Source organism: Micromonospora sp. CNZ303 (genome assembly GCF_004345505.1).
This window is the reverse complement of the sequence record NZ_SLVT01000002.1, coordinates 203039-219731: the sequence shown is the minus strand read 5'-3', so window position 1 is coordinate 219731 and position 16693 is coordinate 203039. Positions and strand designations below refer to the sequence as shown.

Here is a 16693-nt window from a genome sequence, read left to right as displayed (position 1 = left end):
CAGCCCCGCACCACCCCGGAACCGCCCCGGCCCACCGGAATCGGTACGGATCTCCACCCGCTCGAAGAACATCCCGGTCCGCGCCTCCAACACCTCCACGGGAGTGATCCGACCGGTGTTGCCGGAGATGTGGCTGGCCGAGTTCATGCCGTCGTGCCGCGCGGTGCCACCCCAGCCCACCGGATCGTTGTTGCTCACCGCGAAGAGCTGCCCGGTGTCCGGGTGCGTACCGACCATCATGAATCCCGGCACGTCCCCACCCGAGGAGGCCGGCAACCGCTCCGGCATCCCCTGCGCCAACGCCTTGAGGATCAGCTCGACCGCGACGATGCCGGTCCAGAGGGTGAAGGTGGGCTGCGGGTAGACCGCGTGGAAGAGGCTGCCCGGCTCGGCCCGGACCACCAGCGGCGCCACGGTGCCCTCGTTGGAGGGCTGATCGGCGGAGGTGAGCGACTTCAGCACCACCTTGCAGATCGCCTCGGTGGCGCCGAACGGCATGTTGATTGGGCCGGCAGTGGCCGGGGCGGAGCCGGCGAAGTCGACGGTGAAGGCGCCGTCGGCGATGGTCACGGTCACCCGCATCCGCACCGGGTCCTCGGTGATCCCGTCGTCGTCCAGCCAGTCCTCGGCGGTCCAGCTGCCCTGCGGCAACTCGGCCAGGGCGGCCCGGGCGCGGGCCTCGCCGTCGGTGATGATCCGCTCCACCGCCGCGTCGACGGTGGACCGGCCGAACTTCTCCAGAATCTCCAGTAACCGCCGCTCGCCGGTACGCAGCGCGGCGATCTGGGCGTGCAGGTCGCCGAGCACCTCGTTGGGCATCCGGGAGTTGAACCGGATCAGCTCGTGGATCTCCCGGACCGGCTCGCCCCGCGAGACCACCTTGGTGCCCGGGAAGATCAGCCCTTCCTGGTGCATGTCGGTGGAGTCCAGCACGTACCCCGGGTCCTTCGCGCCCAGGTCCATCCAGTGCGCCCGGACACAGAGGAACCCGACCAGCGTGCCGTCCGCCGACTCGTCCGCCGGATCCGGCTGGAACACCGGCGCGAACAACGTCGCGTCGTACGCGTGCGCCGCGTTCCAGTACGGATAGTTCAACAGCACTACGTCGCCGGGGTGCAGGTTCTCCCGCCCGACGTACTCCACCCCCTTGCGGAGCGAGAAGTCGTTGGCACCGAGGAAGAAGGTCAGCCCGGTCGCCTCGGCGATCAGACGCAGGTCGGTGTCGTACATCGACATGCCGAAGTCGTGCACCTCGTAGATCACCGGGTTGAACGAGGTGCGGATCAGCGTGGCCCGCATCTCCTCGGCGGCCGAGAGCAGATAGCTGCGAACCACCTCGACGGTGGCGCCGTCCAACGTGGTCATGATGCCTCCCCAACGAGGGTCACCAACAGGTAGCCGTGCTGATCGACCTCGACGCGCTGCCCGCTGGGCACCACCGTGGTGGAGGTGCCCTCGTCGATCAGGGCGGGGCCGGTGAAGGTGTCGCCGGGGGCCAGCGCGGCCCGGTCGTACACCGCGAACGGCACCACCTCGCGGGTACCGAAGTCGTACGCGTCCCGGTGCGCGAGCAGGGCCCGCTTCGGGTCGCCGTCACCGGCCGGCAGGCTGGCCAGCTCCGGTCGCATGGTCCGGCCGATGCCGCGTACCCGCAGGTTGAGGATCTGCAGCTGGTTGTCCATGGCGTGGCCGTAGCGGGCCCGGTGCAGTTCCTCGAAGGAGGCCCGGATGGCGGCCGGGTCGAGCACCTGACCGACCGAGACGATCATGCTGTGTTCCTGGCCGAGGTAGCGCAGTTCCAACTGCCGCTCCAGGATCGCCTCTTCGGCGGGGACGCCCTGGTTGCCCAGCGACGCGACCGCCTCCTGCTCCGCCTCGGCGAAGCGCCCGGCCAGGTCGTCCAGGTCGATGTCGTCCAGGTTGGCCAGCACGGTGCGGGAGAAGTCGTTGACGATGTCGGCCGAGAGCATGCCCCAGGCGGAGAAGCCGGACGGCGCGTACGGCACCACCACCTCGCGGATGCCCATCTCGCGGGCCAGCAGCGGGGCGAGCAGCGGGCCGGCGCCGCCGAAGGCGAGCAGCGAGAAGACCCGGGGGTCGTGGCCGCGTTCCACGGTGATCTGCCGGACTGCGCCGACCGTCTTGGCCAGCAGCACGTCGAAGATGCCGGCCGCGGCGGTCACCGGGGTCAGACCCAACGGTTGAGCGATCTGCTCGTCCAGCGCCCGGCGGGCGGCCTCGGCCTGTAGACCCATCTCGCCGCCGAGGAACCGGCCCGGGTCGACGTAGCCGAGCGCCACGGCAGCGTCGGTGACGGTGGGCCGGGTGCCGCCCCGGCCGTAGCAGACCGGGCCCGGGTCGGCGCCAGCGCTCTGCGGTCCGACCTTGAGCAGCCCCCGGTCCAGCCAGGCGATCGACCCGCCGCCGGCCCCGATGGTACGGATGTCGTAAGCCGGGATGAGTAGCGGGAAGTGCTCCAGCTGCGCCTCGTAGGCGGCGACCGGGTCGCCGCGCTCGATCACGCAGGCGTCCAGCGAGGTGCCGCCGATGTCGAAGGTGAGCAGGTTGTCCCGGCCGAGGGTCTCCGCGAGGTACGCCGCGCCGACGATGCCGCCGGCCGGGCCGGAGAGCACGGTGTGGGTGGGCGAGGTCTTCGCCACCGTGGAGGTCATCGACCCGCCACCGGAGCGCATGATCAGGAATCGGCCGGCGAAGCCGCGCTCGGCGAGCCCGGCCTCCAGGTGGTCAACGTAGCGCTCGAAGATCGGCCGGATGTACGCCTCCAGCACGGTGGTGCTGGTCCGCTCGTACTCCCGGTACTCGCGCACGATGTCGGTGGAGACCGAGAGGCTGACCTCGGGGTACGCCTCGCGGATCAGCTCGGCGGCGGCGCGCTCGTGGGTCGGGTCCAGGAAGGAGTGCAGGAAGCAGATGGCGATCGACTTGACGCCCTGCTCCTCGACCAGGGTGCGGGCCGCCGCGCGGACGCTGGCCGGGTCGAGTTCCTCGACCACCCGCCCCTTGTAGTCCAGCCGGCCGGTCACCCCGGCGGTGTAGCGGCGCTGCACCAGACTCTCCGGCCGCTGGTACTGGAAGTCGTACATGTGGTCGGCCGGCACGTTGCCCCGGCCGATCAGGAAGATGTCCCGGAAGCCGTCGTTGGTCAGGATCCCGGTCGGCTCGCCGCGCCGCTCCAGCACTGCGTTGAGTCCGAGGGTGGTGCCGTGGATGAAGAGCTCCACCTGGGACAGGTCGGTGCCGAGCGCCTCGATCGCGTTGAGCACGCCCTCCCAGGGGCGGGCCGGGGTGGTGGACGCCTTGCGGAACCGCACCTCGTTGGTGCGGGTGTTCAGCTCCATCGCGTCCACGAAGGTCCCGCCGATGTCAACGGCGAGGCGGAGGTGCGGGTCAGACACGGGTGTCACCTTTCAGCAGAGCGGGAATCTCGGGAACGCGCCAGCAGGCTGCCTGGCTGACCCCGTACGGCTGCAGTTGCTGTTCCTCGGAGCGACAGCGGTCGGTCACGAACGGGCAGCGGGCGGCGAGCGGACAGCCCACCGCGGCGTCGGCCTCCTCCAGGTCCTTGACCAACGTCACCTGGTCGCCGGCGAAGCCGGCGCCCAGGCTGGGCGCGCTGGAGAGCAACGCCCTGGTGTACGGGTGGCGCGGGTTCTCGAAGACCTCGTCGACGGTCCCTTCCTCGACGACGCGCCCCAGGTAGAGCACGACCACCCGGTCGGCGAAGCTGCGCACCGTGGCCAGGTCGTGCGAGATGAACACCGACCCGCGGTTCGGATCACGCACCACGTCGGCGATCACCTCGAGGATCTGCGCCTGCACGGTGACGTCGAGCGCGGAGGTCGGCTCGTCGAAGACGATCAGCTCCGGTTCGCCGATCAGGGCGCGGGCGATGCAGATCCGCTGGGCCTGGCCGCCGGAGAGCTCATGCGGCTGGCGCTGGAGCATCGACCGGTCCAGTCCGATCCGGTCGAGGACCGCATTCACCCGCTCGGCGCGCTCGGCGGCCGGGACGCCGAGCGCCCGCAACGGCTCAGCGATCGCGTCTGCGACGGTGCGCCGTGGGCTCAACGAGCCGATCGGGTCCTGGAAGACCATCTGCACCCGGGTTCGCAGCTGGCGCAGCCGCCGGCCGCGCAGCTCGGCCATCTGCCCGCCGCTGACCCGGACCTCGCCGCTGGCCGGCTTGACCAGGCCCATCATCAGCTTGGCGAGCGTGCTCTTGCCGCAGCCGCTCTCACCGACCACACCGAGCGTCTCACCGGCGGCGACCCGCAGGCTGACCCCGCGCAGGGCGTGATGCCCGCCCCGGCCGAACCGGCTGCGGTAGACCACGTGCGCGTCGTCGATCTCCAGCACGGTCCGGTCGTCCGCCCCGGCCCGACGCTCGGCCGTGGGTGTCGGGTCGGTCCGGTGTGCCGGCACGGTGCCGTCGGCCGACTCCGGCTCGGCCAGGTCGCCGGTGCGGGGGCGGTAGCAGGCGAGGGTCCACCCGACGTCGTCGCCAGGGGCCGGCGCCGGATCCGGCCGCCGGTCGGTGCACTCCGTGACCGCGTGCGCGCAGCGCGGCGCGAACGGGCAGCCGGTTGGCGCCTCGCGCAGAAGCGGCATCGCGCCGGGGGTGGCGACGACCGGCCGACCGTCGACATCGGGCACCGAGCGCAGCAGCGCCCGGGTGTACGGGTGCGCCGGGCGGCGGAGCACCCGCTTGGCGGGGCCGCTCTCCACGACGGTTCCGGCGTAGAGGACGACCACCCGGTCGCAGACCTCGGCGATGGAGGCCAGGTCGTGTGAGATGAGCAGGACACCGCGCCGGTCAGTGTCGGCCGCCTGCCGGAACTGCCGCAGGATCTCCCGGGTCAGGGTGACGTCCAGCCCGGTGGTCGGCTCGTCGGCGATGAGCAGGCCCGGCGCGCAGCCGGTGGCCAGCGAGATCATCACCCGTTGCGCCATCCCGCCGGAGAGTTCGTGCGGGTACGCGTCGAGCCGCTGCCGGGCGTTGCGGATGCCGACCGCCTCGAACAGTTCCCGGGCCGCCTCCCGGGCTTGGGCGCCGGTCATCGCCTGGTGGGTGGCGAGCCGGTCGGTGAGCTGCCGGCCGACCGTGCGGGTGGGGCTCAGCGCGCCACGCGGGTTCTGGAAGCAGATCGACACCCCGTGCCCCCGGTGCCGTTCCAGCGCGGACTCGTCCATCCGCAGCACGTCGACCTGCTCGTCACCGCCGTCGAACCGGACCGCGCCGCTGGCGTACGAGCCACCGGGCAGCAGTCCGACGATGGAGCGGGCGACCATGCTCTTGCCGCCGCCGCTCTCTCCCACCAGGCCGACCACTTCGCCCCGGTTGACGTGCAGGGAGACGCCGCTCAGCGCGGCGACCTGACGGCCGGGCCGCCGGATGACGACGGACAGGTCCTCGATGGAGAGGAGATCACCACGCACGGGTCACCGCCGCTTCGCGTCGGCGCGCTCCTGCAGCCCCTCACCGAGGAGGCTGAAGCCGAGCACGCAGGTGAGTAGGAGCAGGCCGGGTGGGATGGAGGTCCACCAGCGCCCGGCGACCACGTCCGGGCTGCCCAGGCTGATCATTGCGCCCCACTCAGCGGCGGGCACGGTGACGCCTAGACCGAGGAAGGAGAGTCCGGCCAGGGTGAGCATGGCCCAGCCGCAGTTCAACGGCGCGATGACCCGTACCGGGGTGAGGCTGTTGGGCAGCACGTGCCGCCAGAGCACGCCCAGGGTGGACGCGCCGGAGGTGACCGAGGCGTCTACGAACGGGAGTTCCCGGATCGAGCGGACCTCGGCGCGGACCAGCCGGGCGTACGCGGGCGCGTTGACCGCCGCGATCACCATGATCAGGTTGACCGTGCCGTTGCCGAGCAGCGCGGCCACCGCGAGGGCCAGGATGAAGGTGGGGAACGCCTGGAAGATGTCCACGATGCGCATCAGCACGTCGTCCACCCAGCCGCCGAGGTAACCGGCGACCAGGCCGAGCGCCGTACCCAGCACCACCGCGAAGGCGACCCCGGCCACCGCGATGCCGAGGTCGAGCCGACCGGCGTGCAGCAGCCGGCTCCACACGTCCATGCCGTTGGAGTCGGTACCGAGCAGGTGCCCGTCGCCGGGCGGGGTGAGCGAGCCGGCCGGATCGATCTCGGTGGGACCCCAGTTGCTCAACAGCGGGGCGAAGATCGCGGCGAGCCCCACCACGGCGAGGATGACGGCGCCGGTGACGATCAGCACGTTGGCGAAGCGACCGGCGCGGGGCGCGCCGACGACGACGGTTTCGGCCATCAGAGCCTTCCCCTCAGATCTTCACGCGCGGGTCGAGGATCGCGTGCACCACGTCGGCGATGAGGAACACGATCACGTAACAGAGCGCGATCACCAGCACCGATGCCTGCACCACCGGGTAGTCGCGGTAGAGCAGACCGCGCAGCGCCCACTGGCCGAAGCCCTGCCAGGAGTAGACGTACTCGACCAGGACGGTGGAGCCGATCGCGGTGCCGAAGACCAGCGCGGCCAGCGACGGCAGCCGGACCAGGGTGGCCCGGGTCAGGTAGCCGCGCCGCAGGGTCCGGCCCCGTAGGCCGTGCGCCCGCGCGGCGGTGTACGCCTCGGAGTGCAACACCTCCAGCGCGGAGGCGCGGACGCTGCGCAGCAGGGGCGCGATGATGACGATGGCCAGGGTCGCCACCGGCAGGGCCAGGTGCGCCAGCGCCGAGGTGAACGCCGGCCCGTTGACGGTCAGCATGGCGTCCAGCAGGTCGGCGTGGGTGATCGGGGCGAGGTCGGTGTCCGGGTCGACCCGGCCGCTGGGGGCCGGGAACCAACCCAGGACGCTGTAGCCGACCAGAATCAACACCAGCCCCAGCCAGAACTCCGGCATCGAGTTACCGACCAGCGCCAGCACCCGCACGCTGTGGTCGCCCAGCCGGTCGGCGCGCCGGGCCGACCAGATGCCCAGCGTCACGGCGACGACCAGCGCCACCGCGAGCGCCAGCACCACCAGTTCCAGGGTGGGGCCGATCCGCTGGGCCATCTCCGTGCCGACCGCGGCGCCGCTCTGGATCGAGGTGCCGAAGTCTCCGGTGACGAGTCCCCCGAGGTAATCCAGGAACTGTCGCCACAGCGGCTGGTCCAATCCATAACGGGCGCGCGCCGCGGCGGCGTCCGCCTCGGTCGCGTTCGGGCCGAGAATGGTCCGAATCGGGTCGCCCGGCAGGACCCGGACCAGAAGGAAGGTCAGGACGACCACGCCCAGCAGCACCGGGATGAGCTGGAGTAGCCGCCTGACGACGAAACGGGCGATCCGCATGGCAGGCGATTCAGGCCGATGCGCGCAGGTAACGTAGCCGGGCCAGCCCGTCCATCGGCTGTACCCAGCCCGACACCGACTCGCGGACCGGCAGGTTGAAGTTGGGCTGGCAGATCATCACCCAGGGCACGTCCTCGGCGAACAGTTCCTGCACCCGCTGCCACAGCTGGTTGCGCTGGGCCTGGTCGACGATGGTGTGCGACTGCGCGTAGATCCGCTCGATCTCCGGGTTGGAGTAGTTCGAGTAGTTCAGGTTCGCACCCTTGACGAAGCTGGTGGCGAGCATGTACTCAACGTCGTTGACCCAGAGCTGACCTGAGGTGATCTGCAGCGGGATGCTCTTCTGCTGCCGGCGGTCGGCGAGGGTGGCCGGGTCGAGCGGGGTGAGCTTGAGTTCGATGCCGGCCTTGCGGGCCTCGCTCTGCACCAGCACCGCGAGCCGCTGCTGTTCCTCGTTGTCGCTCTCGAAGATCAGCTCGGAGCTGACCGAGGTACGCCCCGACGCGGCCAGCGCCGCCTTGGCCCGCTCCACGTCGTACGCGTACGGGTAGCCCCGCTCGTCGTAACCGGGCATGTCCAGCGGCACCACGCTCTTGGTCGCGCGCGCGTCGCCGCCGTAGACGTTGTCGATGATCTGTTGGTACGGCACGGCGTACGCCAACGCCTTGCGGACGTTGACGTCGTCGAAGGGCGCGGTGGCCACGGACATCTGGATCGTGACCTGCTGGTTGCTGGGCGCGGAGATGACCTTGACACCGTCGAGCTTCTTGAGGTCGGCGATGTCCCGCTTGCTGATGCCCAGCGCGATGTCGATGTCGCCGTTCTGCAGTTGCAGCCGCTGGTTCGAGGCGGCCGGCACCACGGAGATCCGGATCGTCTCGGTCCGGGGCCGGTCCGGTCCGGGGTAGCCGGTGTTGGCGGTCAGCACGATCTCCTGGCCCTGGGTGGCCTTGGTGACGTTGTAGTAGCCGCCGGTGGGGGCGTTCTTGGCGAACCACGCCTTGGCCCATGGGTCGGCCGCGGTCGCGTGCTTCTTGGCCTCGACCGAGTCGAAGACGTAGAGCGAGATCGCCTGGATCTGCCGGGTGAGCGCGCTGGGGAACGCCTGGTGGAACTCGACGGTGTAGTCGTCGACGACCTTGACCTGGTCGGGTTCGGTCAGCCCGATGGTGCGGTAGATGCCGGCCACGTTCGCCTGGGCGGCGAAGGCCCGGTCCTTGGACCATTTGACGTCGGCGGCGGTCATCTCGTTGCCGCTGGCGAACTTGACGCCCTTACGCAGCTTCAGGGTCCAGACCTTCTGGTCGGCGCTGGGTTCGAAGGACTCGGCGAAGGTGGGGGTGACCGCGTTGGCGTCGAGAATCTGCGCCCCGTTCACCTCGGTCACGCTGTAGTCGATCAGATACGGGAAGATGTTCTTGTAGAGCATGAGGGCGGTGAGATCGAAGCCCACGAAATCCTGGTCCCAGCTGCTGAGATAGTTGGAGACCGCGATTCGCAGGGTCGACGCGGTGGAACCGCCGGAGTCGCCCGAGCCTCCGCCCGACCGGGCGCCGGGGCTGCAGGCGCCAGTGGCCAGCAGCAGGGCGATTCCACCCCCGAGCTGAAGTACAGACCGACGGGACAGAGCGTTCGATCCGGCTTCACCCGGACGCGATGAACGAGCCATTGCATGTCCTCCAGACCAGGACCCCGTGGGCCGAAGAGTCCGACCCGCACCCGAGTGTTCTATCAGGCTGCAACTTTGTGAACAAGAGGTGTTTTCTGTTCACGGACAAAAACTCGCTGATGACGGCCGTGTCTGCCCGAATGGTGGAGGCCTGCGAAGCGGGCCTGTTCATAGATTTTCACAGCACCGAAACACGGCAGGCAGGGCCGGGGGAGTCGAAAACCGGCCCGCGATCCCACCCGGAGCCGACGCGAACCGCGGCGCCCCGGCACTCGCACCCCGGCACAGCAGCGCCCCGTGCCGGCCGTGGTCTGCACTGCCGGGCTGACCGTCGAACACGGCGGCGGGGACTTCAACAACTCCAGCGTTGGTCAACCGGGATGACGAACCCGGCTCCAGGCCTCTGCGCAGGGCCGCACTGACCAACGGTGCCAGCGCGGGTGTCCCACTCCTGCTGGGCTCGGCCGTCTCGAAGGATCGCGCGGTGGCCGTTTCTTATCTACGCAACACGCCCATCACGGGCAATTCGTACACCACTCCCGCGCACGCAACCGCAGGCAGAGGACGTCCGCCCCGGCGGATGCCCCGGACTTACGCTGATCATCCTCTGGCGCAGGCGTTCCCGTTACGGGAACGGATGCGGGTGTGGGTTGATCTCCTCGATCTCCAGCGGGGTGTCCCGGTAGCCGAGTCGCACCGGCAGGTCACGTAGCCGGGGCAGGTCGACACGGCGGTTGCGGTGTCCGAACGCCATCGGCAGCAGCCCCGGAACGATGACCTTGACGCAGGTCAGGTCCACCGTGGCCTGCTCGACGGCGGTCTGGTCCACCACCACCACGTCGAGGCCGTCGCGGAGGTAGCGGTCGACCACCCCGGTCAGGTCGTCGAGCAGGTCGTCGGCCGGTTGGTAGCGCTCGGCGGCGGGGAACGCCCGCGCCATCGGCAGGATCTCGTCGCGCTGGTAGAGGAAGCCGAACCGGTGCCAGCTCTCCGGTGCAGCGGCCACCAGCATGTGGTCCTCCATCCGCACCACGAGGTCCGGATCGGCGACCAGGCTCGGCGCCGTGGTGTCCTCGGCGACCATGTCCCGGGTGGCGTCGGCGACGCTGGCCAGCTCGACGAGCCCTGCCCAGAGGGCCCGCTCGGGGTCGAGGTGGGCGCCGGCACCGCAGAACGCCTTGGGCTGACCCGGCCGACCTTCCTCGTCGACGAGCATCAGCCACAGGGCCGGGATCCCCTCCGGCATGGTGATGTCGAAGACGGAGGCGTTGCGCGATGCGGCGGTGGAGCAGCGACCGATCGGGCGGCTGCGCATCGCCACCGGCGCGCTGCTCGTCGCGGTGGGGGGCGCGCTCAGCGTCGGGACGGCGACGGCCGACGAGGCCCGTGTCGCGGCGCAGTACACCCTGTACGCGGTGATGGCCCTGGTGGCCGGCGCCACCGTATTGGCACCGGCGGTCGTCGGTCCGGTGGTACGGATGCTGCGGCCGCCGGTGCGCCGACCGGGTGGTGCGATCGGGATGCTGGTCCGGGCCGGGGCGTTGACCGCGACCCGGCGGACGGCCTCGATCGCCGCCCCGGTGCTGCTCACGGTCGCGTTCGCGGTGCTGGTCTCTGGAATGGTGCGCACCACCACGGCCGCCTACGCGGTGGGCCGGGCCGACAACGTGAACGCCGGCTGGATCGTCGTGCCCGACCGCGCACCAGGCCTGACGGACCAGGCCGTAGCGGCGACCGGGGGCACCGCCCTGCTGCCGACGACGGCCTTCGAGAGCGACCCGGACTCGTCGCCGGAGAATCGACCGTTGGCTGCGCTCGGCGTGGACCCGACGGGCTTCGCCGCCGCGAACCGGGCGCTCACCGTGGTTGCCGGCTCACTGGACGACCTGAGCGGTGGTGACACGGTGGTCCTTCCCGCCTCTGCGAACCGGCAGCCGTCCGAGTCGTACGCGTTGGTCTTCGCCGATGGCGAGCGGGTGTCGCTGCGCGTCGTCGCGGTCGTCACCGACGACTCGATCCCCGGCGACCTGCTACTGCCCCGGTCGGTGGTGCGGGCGCACGACCCCTCGGCGCTGACCTCCGCGGTGTACGTCCAGGACCGGGTCGATCCTCCGGTCGGAGCGCGGATCGTCGACGTATCGGCGTGGGCGGCCGAGGCGGACCGCGCCGAGGATCGCCTCGTCTGGCTCTTCACGCTGCTGCTGATCGGTGTGTCGGCCGGCTACGGGGCGGTTGCGGTGGCGAATACGCTGCTGATGGCCGCTGCCGGCCGGGTGGCTGATCTGCGGCTGATCCGATTGGCCGGTGCGACCCGGAGGCAGGTCATCTGGCTGGTCACGGCCGAGTCCGCCCTGGTGGTGCTGATCGGCGCGCTGATCGGAGGGGCTGTCGCGTTCGTCGGTCTGCTGAGCGTCCGTGCCGGCCTCGCCGAGCAGGTCGGCGTACCGGTCGTCCTGGTGGTGCCGTGGTCGGTGGTCGGCGGGGTGGTGGGGCTCTGCCTGCTGCTGGCGGTGCTGGCGAGCGCACTGCCGACCTGGCGGTCACTGCGTCACCGTCCCGCGCGGTCTCCCGTCGGCATCGTGAGGTGAGAGAAACGTGTCCTTGCCGAGATCCGGCGAAGCTGCCGCGCCGCGTCCGTCTACGGTGCCGCAAGAGCCTGGGCCAGCAGCGCGGCGAGTTTGGCTGCGCGTGCTGGATGGTGATGACCGACCCAGAGAACCCGTCCGATGAGGTATTGAGCGAAATCGGGGTGGCCCGTCCGGTTCTGTATGGCGAGGCCGGTGCGGGCAGCGTTGTGGAGGATGGCGCGGAGCCGGTCGTATTCGTCGCGTGGTGTGGCGGGGTGTTCGTTGACGACGAGTCCGGCGAGAAGTTGCCGGTCGGCACGCCCGCGGATGCGGGTCTTAGCTGGGTGGGCTTGGAAGCCCTCGTCGCGGGCGATGTCGGTGACGGCGGTGATCAGGTCGTGGATTCGGCGGATGGTGAGGTCGCCGGAGAAGGCGAGGTCGTCGGCGTAGCGGGTGTAGGTGATCTCGAAGGCGTCGGCGAGGCCGGTGAGGCGTCGGTCGAGTCGGTAGGCGCACAGGTTGGCCAGTGCGGGTGAGGTGGGCGCGCCTTGGGGCAGGTGGCCGGTTCGCAGCCTGGCGAGCCGCGTCGCCCGGTGCGGCAGGTGGGCTGGTGCGCGGCGGAGGACGGGGTGTGGGGTGCGGGTGGTGCAGAGTCCGGTGAGGGCGTGGGCGACGGGTTCGGGGTAGCCGGCGGTGCGGAACAGTCCGTGGACGCGGGTGGCGGGGATGTGGGTGAAGAAGGCGAGCAGGTCGATGCGGACGACGACCGGTTGTGCGGTGTGGGCGGCGGCGAAGGTGTGCGCGGAGCGGCCGGGTACGAAGCCGTGCGCGGCGGTGTGGACCGGGATGGGGCCGAGTATTTCGGCGAGGAGCCGGCGTTGCAGGGCGCGAAGCCGAGACTTCGGTGCCTCGATCAGCCGACCGTGGTCGGTCCACCGGTAGTGGTAGTGGTGCAGCCGGTGGGCGGTGGCGCGTCGGTTCATGGCGCGTCGGTCGGCGTACCAGTCGAGGTGATCGGTGCTCAGGTCGAGCATCGCGGCCAGGTCGCCGAGGGTGTCGATGACGGGGGTGTGCCAGGGGCGGCGGACGGTGCGGGTCGGCGTCACGGGCCGCGCGCGGATGACGATCGGCCGCTGGTGCTGGCGGGCGGCGGCGACTGCCGCGCGGAGCGGGTCGAGGGTGCTCAGGAACGTGGCCAGTTCGCGTGGCCGGTCGGTGGGTGGGTGCGGGTAGGCGGCCAGCACCGCGTCGGCGACTGGCCACAGCCAGCGCCGCCGGACCCCGAGGACGAGCCCACCCTGCTGGACCAGATCGGCGCGGCGCCAGCCGTCGCCGGCGAGGAACGCGTCGGCGAGCGCGGTGGCCAGGGCGTGGATGGTGGTCACGACCGGGCCGATGGTGGCAGCGTGTCCCGACGATGCCCGGTCGTGCGGGTGCACAGGCTCGCGGAGCGTGCCGACGCACCTGTGGTGTGGTGCCGAGGTGAGTATCGCGTCCCCGGGGTTGCCCCGGAGAGACCGTGACCGGACCCCACGTGGGGGACCGGCCTGGTCAGCTCGGGACACGCTGCCATGGGAGCAGCGTAGAGAACGGAGGCCGTCATCGGTGTCCGCGAAGCGTGTGGCGCGGCGGAGAGAACCGTGTCGCCGCGCACCAACGGAGCACCGTTCCGACCGGTGGTCGGCGGCGGCTTCCTGCTGGGACTCGTCCTGGCGGGGGCGTGGATCAGTAGGTTGTCAGTGTAGGCCTGTGGCGGTCCGATGGTCGGCGATGAGACGTGCGACGAGTTCGGCGGCTACGTCGGTGGGGCGGGTGACAAACGCTGCCGTAGTCGATGGCTTCGTCCGGGGAGACGTGGATGTGGTCTGCCTGCGCGAACCCGTAGGTGGCGGTGTTGCTCGGTACGTTGACCTTGCCGTAGGAGATCATGGTGGCGGTGTCGAGTCCGATGGCCGGTACGACGAGGTCGCTGTGCGGTAGTTCCAGCGCCGGCAGCGTGTTGAGCATGGCAGCGAGCTGCTTGATCAGGTCGTCCCGGTCGAGCACCGCGCCCATGTGGTCTCGAGGCAGCGGGGCCCATGCCGACCGCTGGCCCGATCGGGTAGTTGGACACCGGCGACGAGGAGATCGTCGAGGACACCAGCACTGACCACTACTGGGGACGCGGCCGGAGTGGCGCCGGCAAGAACATGCTCGGACGGATCTTGATGCGCACCCGCACCCAGCTACGCGCCGACCTCGCCCAAAACGCCAACACCCAGGGCCGCCGACAGCGGCGATAGCACTGAGCACAACCATCGCGAACGCGCTGTTCACGGCCATGTGCGGACGCATGGGAGACCGCCAAGGTCGGAATCGCGGCGTGTCCGACTGGCCCGGGGTGGGAGCTCCATCGTTCTCGGGTGGCGGCGCCGACGGTAGGTATGCGGATGGAGCGTCGTTGATCTTCGATGATGTGCGTGTTGTGTGCTCTCCAGAGGATGCCAACTCGGGCGAACCGGTGCCAACGCGGGTCACTGCGACCGACCGCCGGTCGCAAACCGGGGTTCGTGCGCTCCGGGTGTGGTCCTGGGCTGGGAGAACAGGGGCCCGGGTGACGCGGGCGAACGTGGGCCACTCCCTGCCACCCCAGGTGAACGCCCGGGTCGCTAGACTGGGCCCTCGCGCCCTCGTAGCTCAGGGGATAGAGCATCGGTTTCCTAAACCGTGTGTCGCAGGTTCGAATCCTGCCGGGGGCACCCAGGTCAGCCACTAGATCGATGATCTAGTGGCCGGACATGTGGAGCCATACATGGAGCGAAACGCGCTACGGTCGCTCCATGCCTCCCAAATCGATGGCGCGCAAGCGCACTCGCGGCGAGATCGAGACGCTTCCTAGCGGGTCACTCCGCGTGAGGGTCTACGCCGGCATCGACCCAGTATCGAAGAAGCGGCATTACCTCGTGGAGACGGTCCCTAGCGGGCCGAATGCTGCCCGCGAGGCCGAGAAGTGCGAACGCGGCTGCTCAACCAAGTAGACGAGAAGCGCAACCCGCGCACCAAAGCCACAGTGAACCAACTCATGGGTCGGTACCTGGAAGTGCTCGACGTCGAGCCGACGACGCGCGGCACATACGAGGGTTATATCCGCAACCACATCCAGCCCCTTCTCGGTGATCTGGCCGTTGGCCGGCTCGATGGGGAAGTGCTCGATTCGTTCTACGCGGTGCTCCGTGCATGCCGCGCGCACTGCCAAGGCCGAAAGTACGTCGAGCACCAGGCCGCAGGGGAACACGCGTGCAACGACCGGTGTCGGCCGCACACGTGTCGACCGCTCGCGGATTCGTCTATCCGGCAGATTCACGGGATCCTCAGCGGCGCGTGCAAGCGGGCCGTCCGCTGGCGCTGGATCGGGGCCAACCCGATCGAACAGGCGGAGCCACCGTCGCCGGCCCGCCCCGACCCTCGTCCGCCGACCCCAGAGCAAGCGGCGAGCATCGCCACCGCGGCGTGGCGGGACCTTGATTGGGGCATGCTCGTCTGGCTAGCCCTGTTGACGGGCGCCCGGCGCGGCGAGCTGTGTGCACTTTGCTGGGATCGCATCGACTTTGCGACCGGCGTTCTGACGATCCGGTCAAGCATCGCGCAGACCGGCGCGAAGACGTGGGAGAAGGACACGAAGACACACCAGCAGCGTCGCATTACCCTTGACGATCAGACGTTGGCGCTACTGCGGGCGTATCTACGTCGCTGCACGGAGCGAGCCGCCGCGCTCGGCTTCACCCTGCCGACCGACGCCCGCGTGTTCTCTCTCTCGCCTGACGGGCACACCTGGCTGAAGCCCGACACGGTGACCCAGCGATACGCCCGCATGTGCGCGCGGCTGGGGTGGGACATGAACCTTCACCAACTCCGGCACTACTCCGCCACAGAGCTGATCGCTGCTGGCGTAGACGTGCGAACCGTTGCCGGGCGACTCGGCCACGGTGGGGGAGGCTCGACCACACTGCGGGTGTATAGCGCATGGGTGTCTGAGGCCGACCAGCGAGCGGCCGGCAGCCTGGCCGGACGTATGCCAGCCTTGCCAGCCGGCCTCGATTCAGAACAAGCGCTTCCTGCTTCTGCGTCTGCGCCGATCGCGGACGACTCGGCACCGTACCTGCGTATGGTTGCGGACCTTCGGGCCGCCATCAAGTGTGGAGCTTTGCGGCAGGGCGCCCCGTTGCCACCAATGGTTGACCTTGCGGCACGTTACGGAGTTGCGCCGAGCACGGCTCACCGGGCAGTCGCCATTCTCGCGGCGTGCGGCGAGGTGGTTGTGTCGCGTGGGAAGCGCGCCATCGTGGCAGGAGCATGACAACTTTTTCTGGCGGGATTGCCGCCGTTTTGTCGGACTACTGGTAGGGCGGCTACTGTAGTGCGCCTCCAATGGGTTCTCCGGCTTCAGGACGCCAAGCTCCGTCGGTGGGGCGGTCTGTGGATAGTGGCGGCAGGCCATCCCATCCGCCGACGTGGGACGAGCCGAGCAGACCGCTGTCCGACCCGCTGGCGTCCGAACCTGCGTCAAGGTCCACTTGACGTGGCCAACTTGACGACGCTCGATTCCAGCAGGGCGGACCGAGGCAGACGGATGGCGAAAAGCGTCCTGCTCCGCCCAGGACAAGGGCTAGGCGGAGCAGGAACGCCTCATCAGGTTATGGCGCTTACAGCCCGAGTACGTCGAAGGCGTACCAGTTGCTGCTGAATACGCCGCCGGTGCCGGCTAGGAAGCCACCCGAGCCGTTGCCGGCGTAGAGGTGTAGGTCCTTGGTGGTGGCGTGGCGGGCGATGATGTCGGGCTTGGTGTCGCCGTTCCAGTCACCCGGAGAGGAGATCATGTCGAAGGCGTACCAGTTGCTGCTGATCACGCCGCCGGTGCCGGCTAGGAAGCCACCCGAGCCGTTGCCGGCGTAGAGGTGTAGGTCCTTGGTGGTGGCGTGGCGGGCGATGATGTCGGGCTTGGTGTCGCCGTTCCAGTCACCCGGAGAGGAGATCATGTCGAAGGCGTACCAGTTGCTGCTGATCACGCCGCCGGTGCCGGCTAGGAAGCCACCCGAGCCGTTGCCGGCGTAGAGGTGTAGGTCCTTGGTGGTGGCGTGGCGGGCG

Annotated in this window: 13 protein-coding genes and 1 tRNA gene; 4 read left to right on the top strand and 10 right to left on the bottom strand. The window is 69.8% G+C overall.

Annotated features, from left to right (window positions below; all coding sequences use genetic code 11):
- The 7 genes from EV374_RS04275 to EV374_RS04245 form a co-directional block, all read right to left on the bottom strand.
- A partial coding sequence (locus EV374_RS04275; RefSeq protein ID WP_486485570.1) for a hydantoinase B/oxoprolinase family protein occupies window positions 1–1365 on the bottom strand: 1365 nt, incomplete at its 3' end.
- Entirely contained in the window at window positions 1362–3416 is a 2055-nt protein-coding gene (locus EV374_RS04270; RefSeq protein WP_132231758.1) for a hydantoinase/oxoprolinase family protein, read from the bottom strand. The genes EV374_RS04270 and EV374_RS04275, both read right to left, overlap by 4 nt.
- Window positions 3409–5457, bottom strand: a complete 2049-nt coding sequence (locus tag EV374_RS04265) for an ABC transporter ATP-binding protein (RefSeq protein ID WP_132231756.1) — start codon at window positions 5455–5457, stop codon at window positions 3409–3411. The genes EV374_RS04270 and EV374_RS04265 overlap by 8 nt, the downstream gene beginning before the upstream one ends.
- 3 nt (window positions 5458–5460) lie before the next feature.
- Complete coding sequence (locus EV374_RS04260) at window positions 5461–6309, bottom strand: ABC transporter permease (protein WP_132231754.1); 849 nt, start codon at window positions 6307–6309, stop codon at window positions 5461–5463.
- Between the two features lie 13 nt (window positions 6310–6322).
- Window positions 6323–7333, bottom strand: coding sequence for an ABC transporter permease (locus EV374_RS04255; RefSeq protein WP_132231752.1), 1011 nt, complete (start codon window positions 7331–7333; stop codon window positions 6323–6325).
- A gap of 10 nt (window positions 7334–7343) precedes the next feature.
- Complete coding sequence (locus tag EV374_RS04250; protein ID WP_486485569.1) at window positions 7344–8786, bottom strand: ABC transporter substrate-binding protein; 1443 nt, start codon at window positions 8784–8786, stop codon at window positions 7344–7346.
- A gap of 841 nt (window positions 8787–9627) precedes the next feature.
- A complete protein-coding gene (locus EV374_RS04245; RefSeq protein WP_486485604.1) occupies window positions 9628–10317 on the bottom strand; it encodes a YcaO-like family protein in 690 nt (229 codons plus the stop codon).
- On the opposite strand from EV374_RS04245, the gene EV374_RS04240 reads away from it, so the two are divergent.
- Window positions 10286–11590 (top strand): FtsX-like permease family protein, encoded by a 1305-nt coding sequence (locus EV374_RS04240; protein ID WP_486485568.1) that lies wholly within the window; start codon window positions 10286–10288, stop codon window positions 11588–11590. The genes EV374_RS04245 and EV374_RS04240 overlap by 32 nt on opposite strands.
- Before the next feature lie 50 nt (window positions 11591–11640).
- Here the strand turns inward: EV374_RS04240 and EV374_RS04235 are convergent, their stop codons facing one another.
- Both EV374_RS04235 and EV374_RS04230 read right to left on the bottom strand, forming a co-directional pair.
- Complete coding sequence (locus tag EV374_RS04235) at window positions 11641–12954, bottom strand: reverse transcriptase family protein (protein WP_132231746.1); 1314 nt, start codon at window positions 12952–12954, stop codon at window positions 11641–11643.
- 340 nt (window positions 12955–13294) lie between these two features.
- Window positions 13295–13624, bottom strand: a complete 330-nt coding sequence (locus tag EV374_RS04230) for a hypothetical protein (protein WP_132231744.1) — start codon at window positions 13622–13624, stop codon at window positions 13295–13297.
- A gap of 50 nt (window positions 13625–13674) precedes the next feature.
- Here EV374_RS04230 and EV374_RS04225 point away from each other — a divergent pair, with 50 nt between their 5' ends.
- The 3 genes from EV374_RS04225 (at window position 13675) to EV374_RS04215 (ending at window position 15905) form a co-directional block, all read left to right on the top strand.
- Window positions 13675–13851 carry an NADAR domain-containing protein gene (locus EV374_RS04225; protein WP_132231742.1) on the top strand — a complete coding sequence of 59 codons (177 nt, stop codon included), beginning with the start codon at window positions 13675–13677 and terminating at the stop codon, window positions 13849–13851.
- A gap of 383 nt (window positions 13852–14234) precedes the next feature.
- Window positions 14235–14307: transfer RNA gene (locus EV374_RS04220), tRNA-Arg, on the top strand.
- A gap of 251 nt (window positions 14308–14558) precedes the next feature.
- Window positions 14559–15905 (top strand): tyrosine-type recombinase/integrase, encoded by a 1347-nt coding sequence (locus EV374_RS04215; RefSeq protein WP_486485567.1) that lies wholly within the window; start codon window positions 14559–14561, stop codon window positions 15903–15905.
- 346 nt (window positions 15906–16251) lie between these two features.
- Here EV374_RS04215 and EV374_RS32410 read toward each other — a convergent pair.
- Window positions 16252–16693, bottom strand: a 442-nt coding sequence (locus EV374_RS32410; protein ID WP_165947711.1) for an FG-GAP repeat domain-containing protein, incomplete at its 5' end; no start/stop codon positions are given.

Coding starts and splice junctions, on each gene's coding strand:
- EV374_RS04230 (WP_132231744.1), bottom strand. CDS start 13,624: ATGGGCGCGGTGCTCGACCGGGACGACCTGATCAAGCAGCTCGCTGCC.
- EV374_RS04255 (WP_132231752.1), bottom strand. CDS start 7,333: ATGCGGATCGCCCGTTTCGTCGTCAGGCGGCTACTCCAGCTCATCCCG.
- EV374_RS04245 (WP_486485604.1), bottom strand. CDS start 10,317: ATGCGCAGCCGCCCGATCGGTCGCTGCTCCACCGCCGCATCGCGCAAC.
- EV374_RS04260 (WP_132231754.1), bottom strand. CDS start 6,309: ATGGCCGAAACCGTCGTCGTCGGCGCGCCCCGCGCCGGTCGCTTCGCC.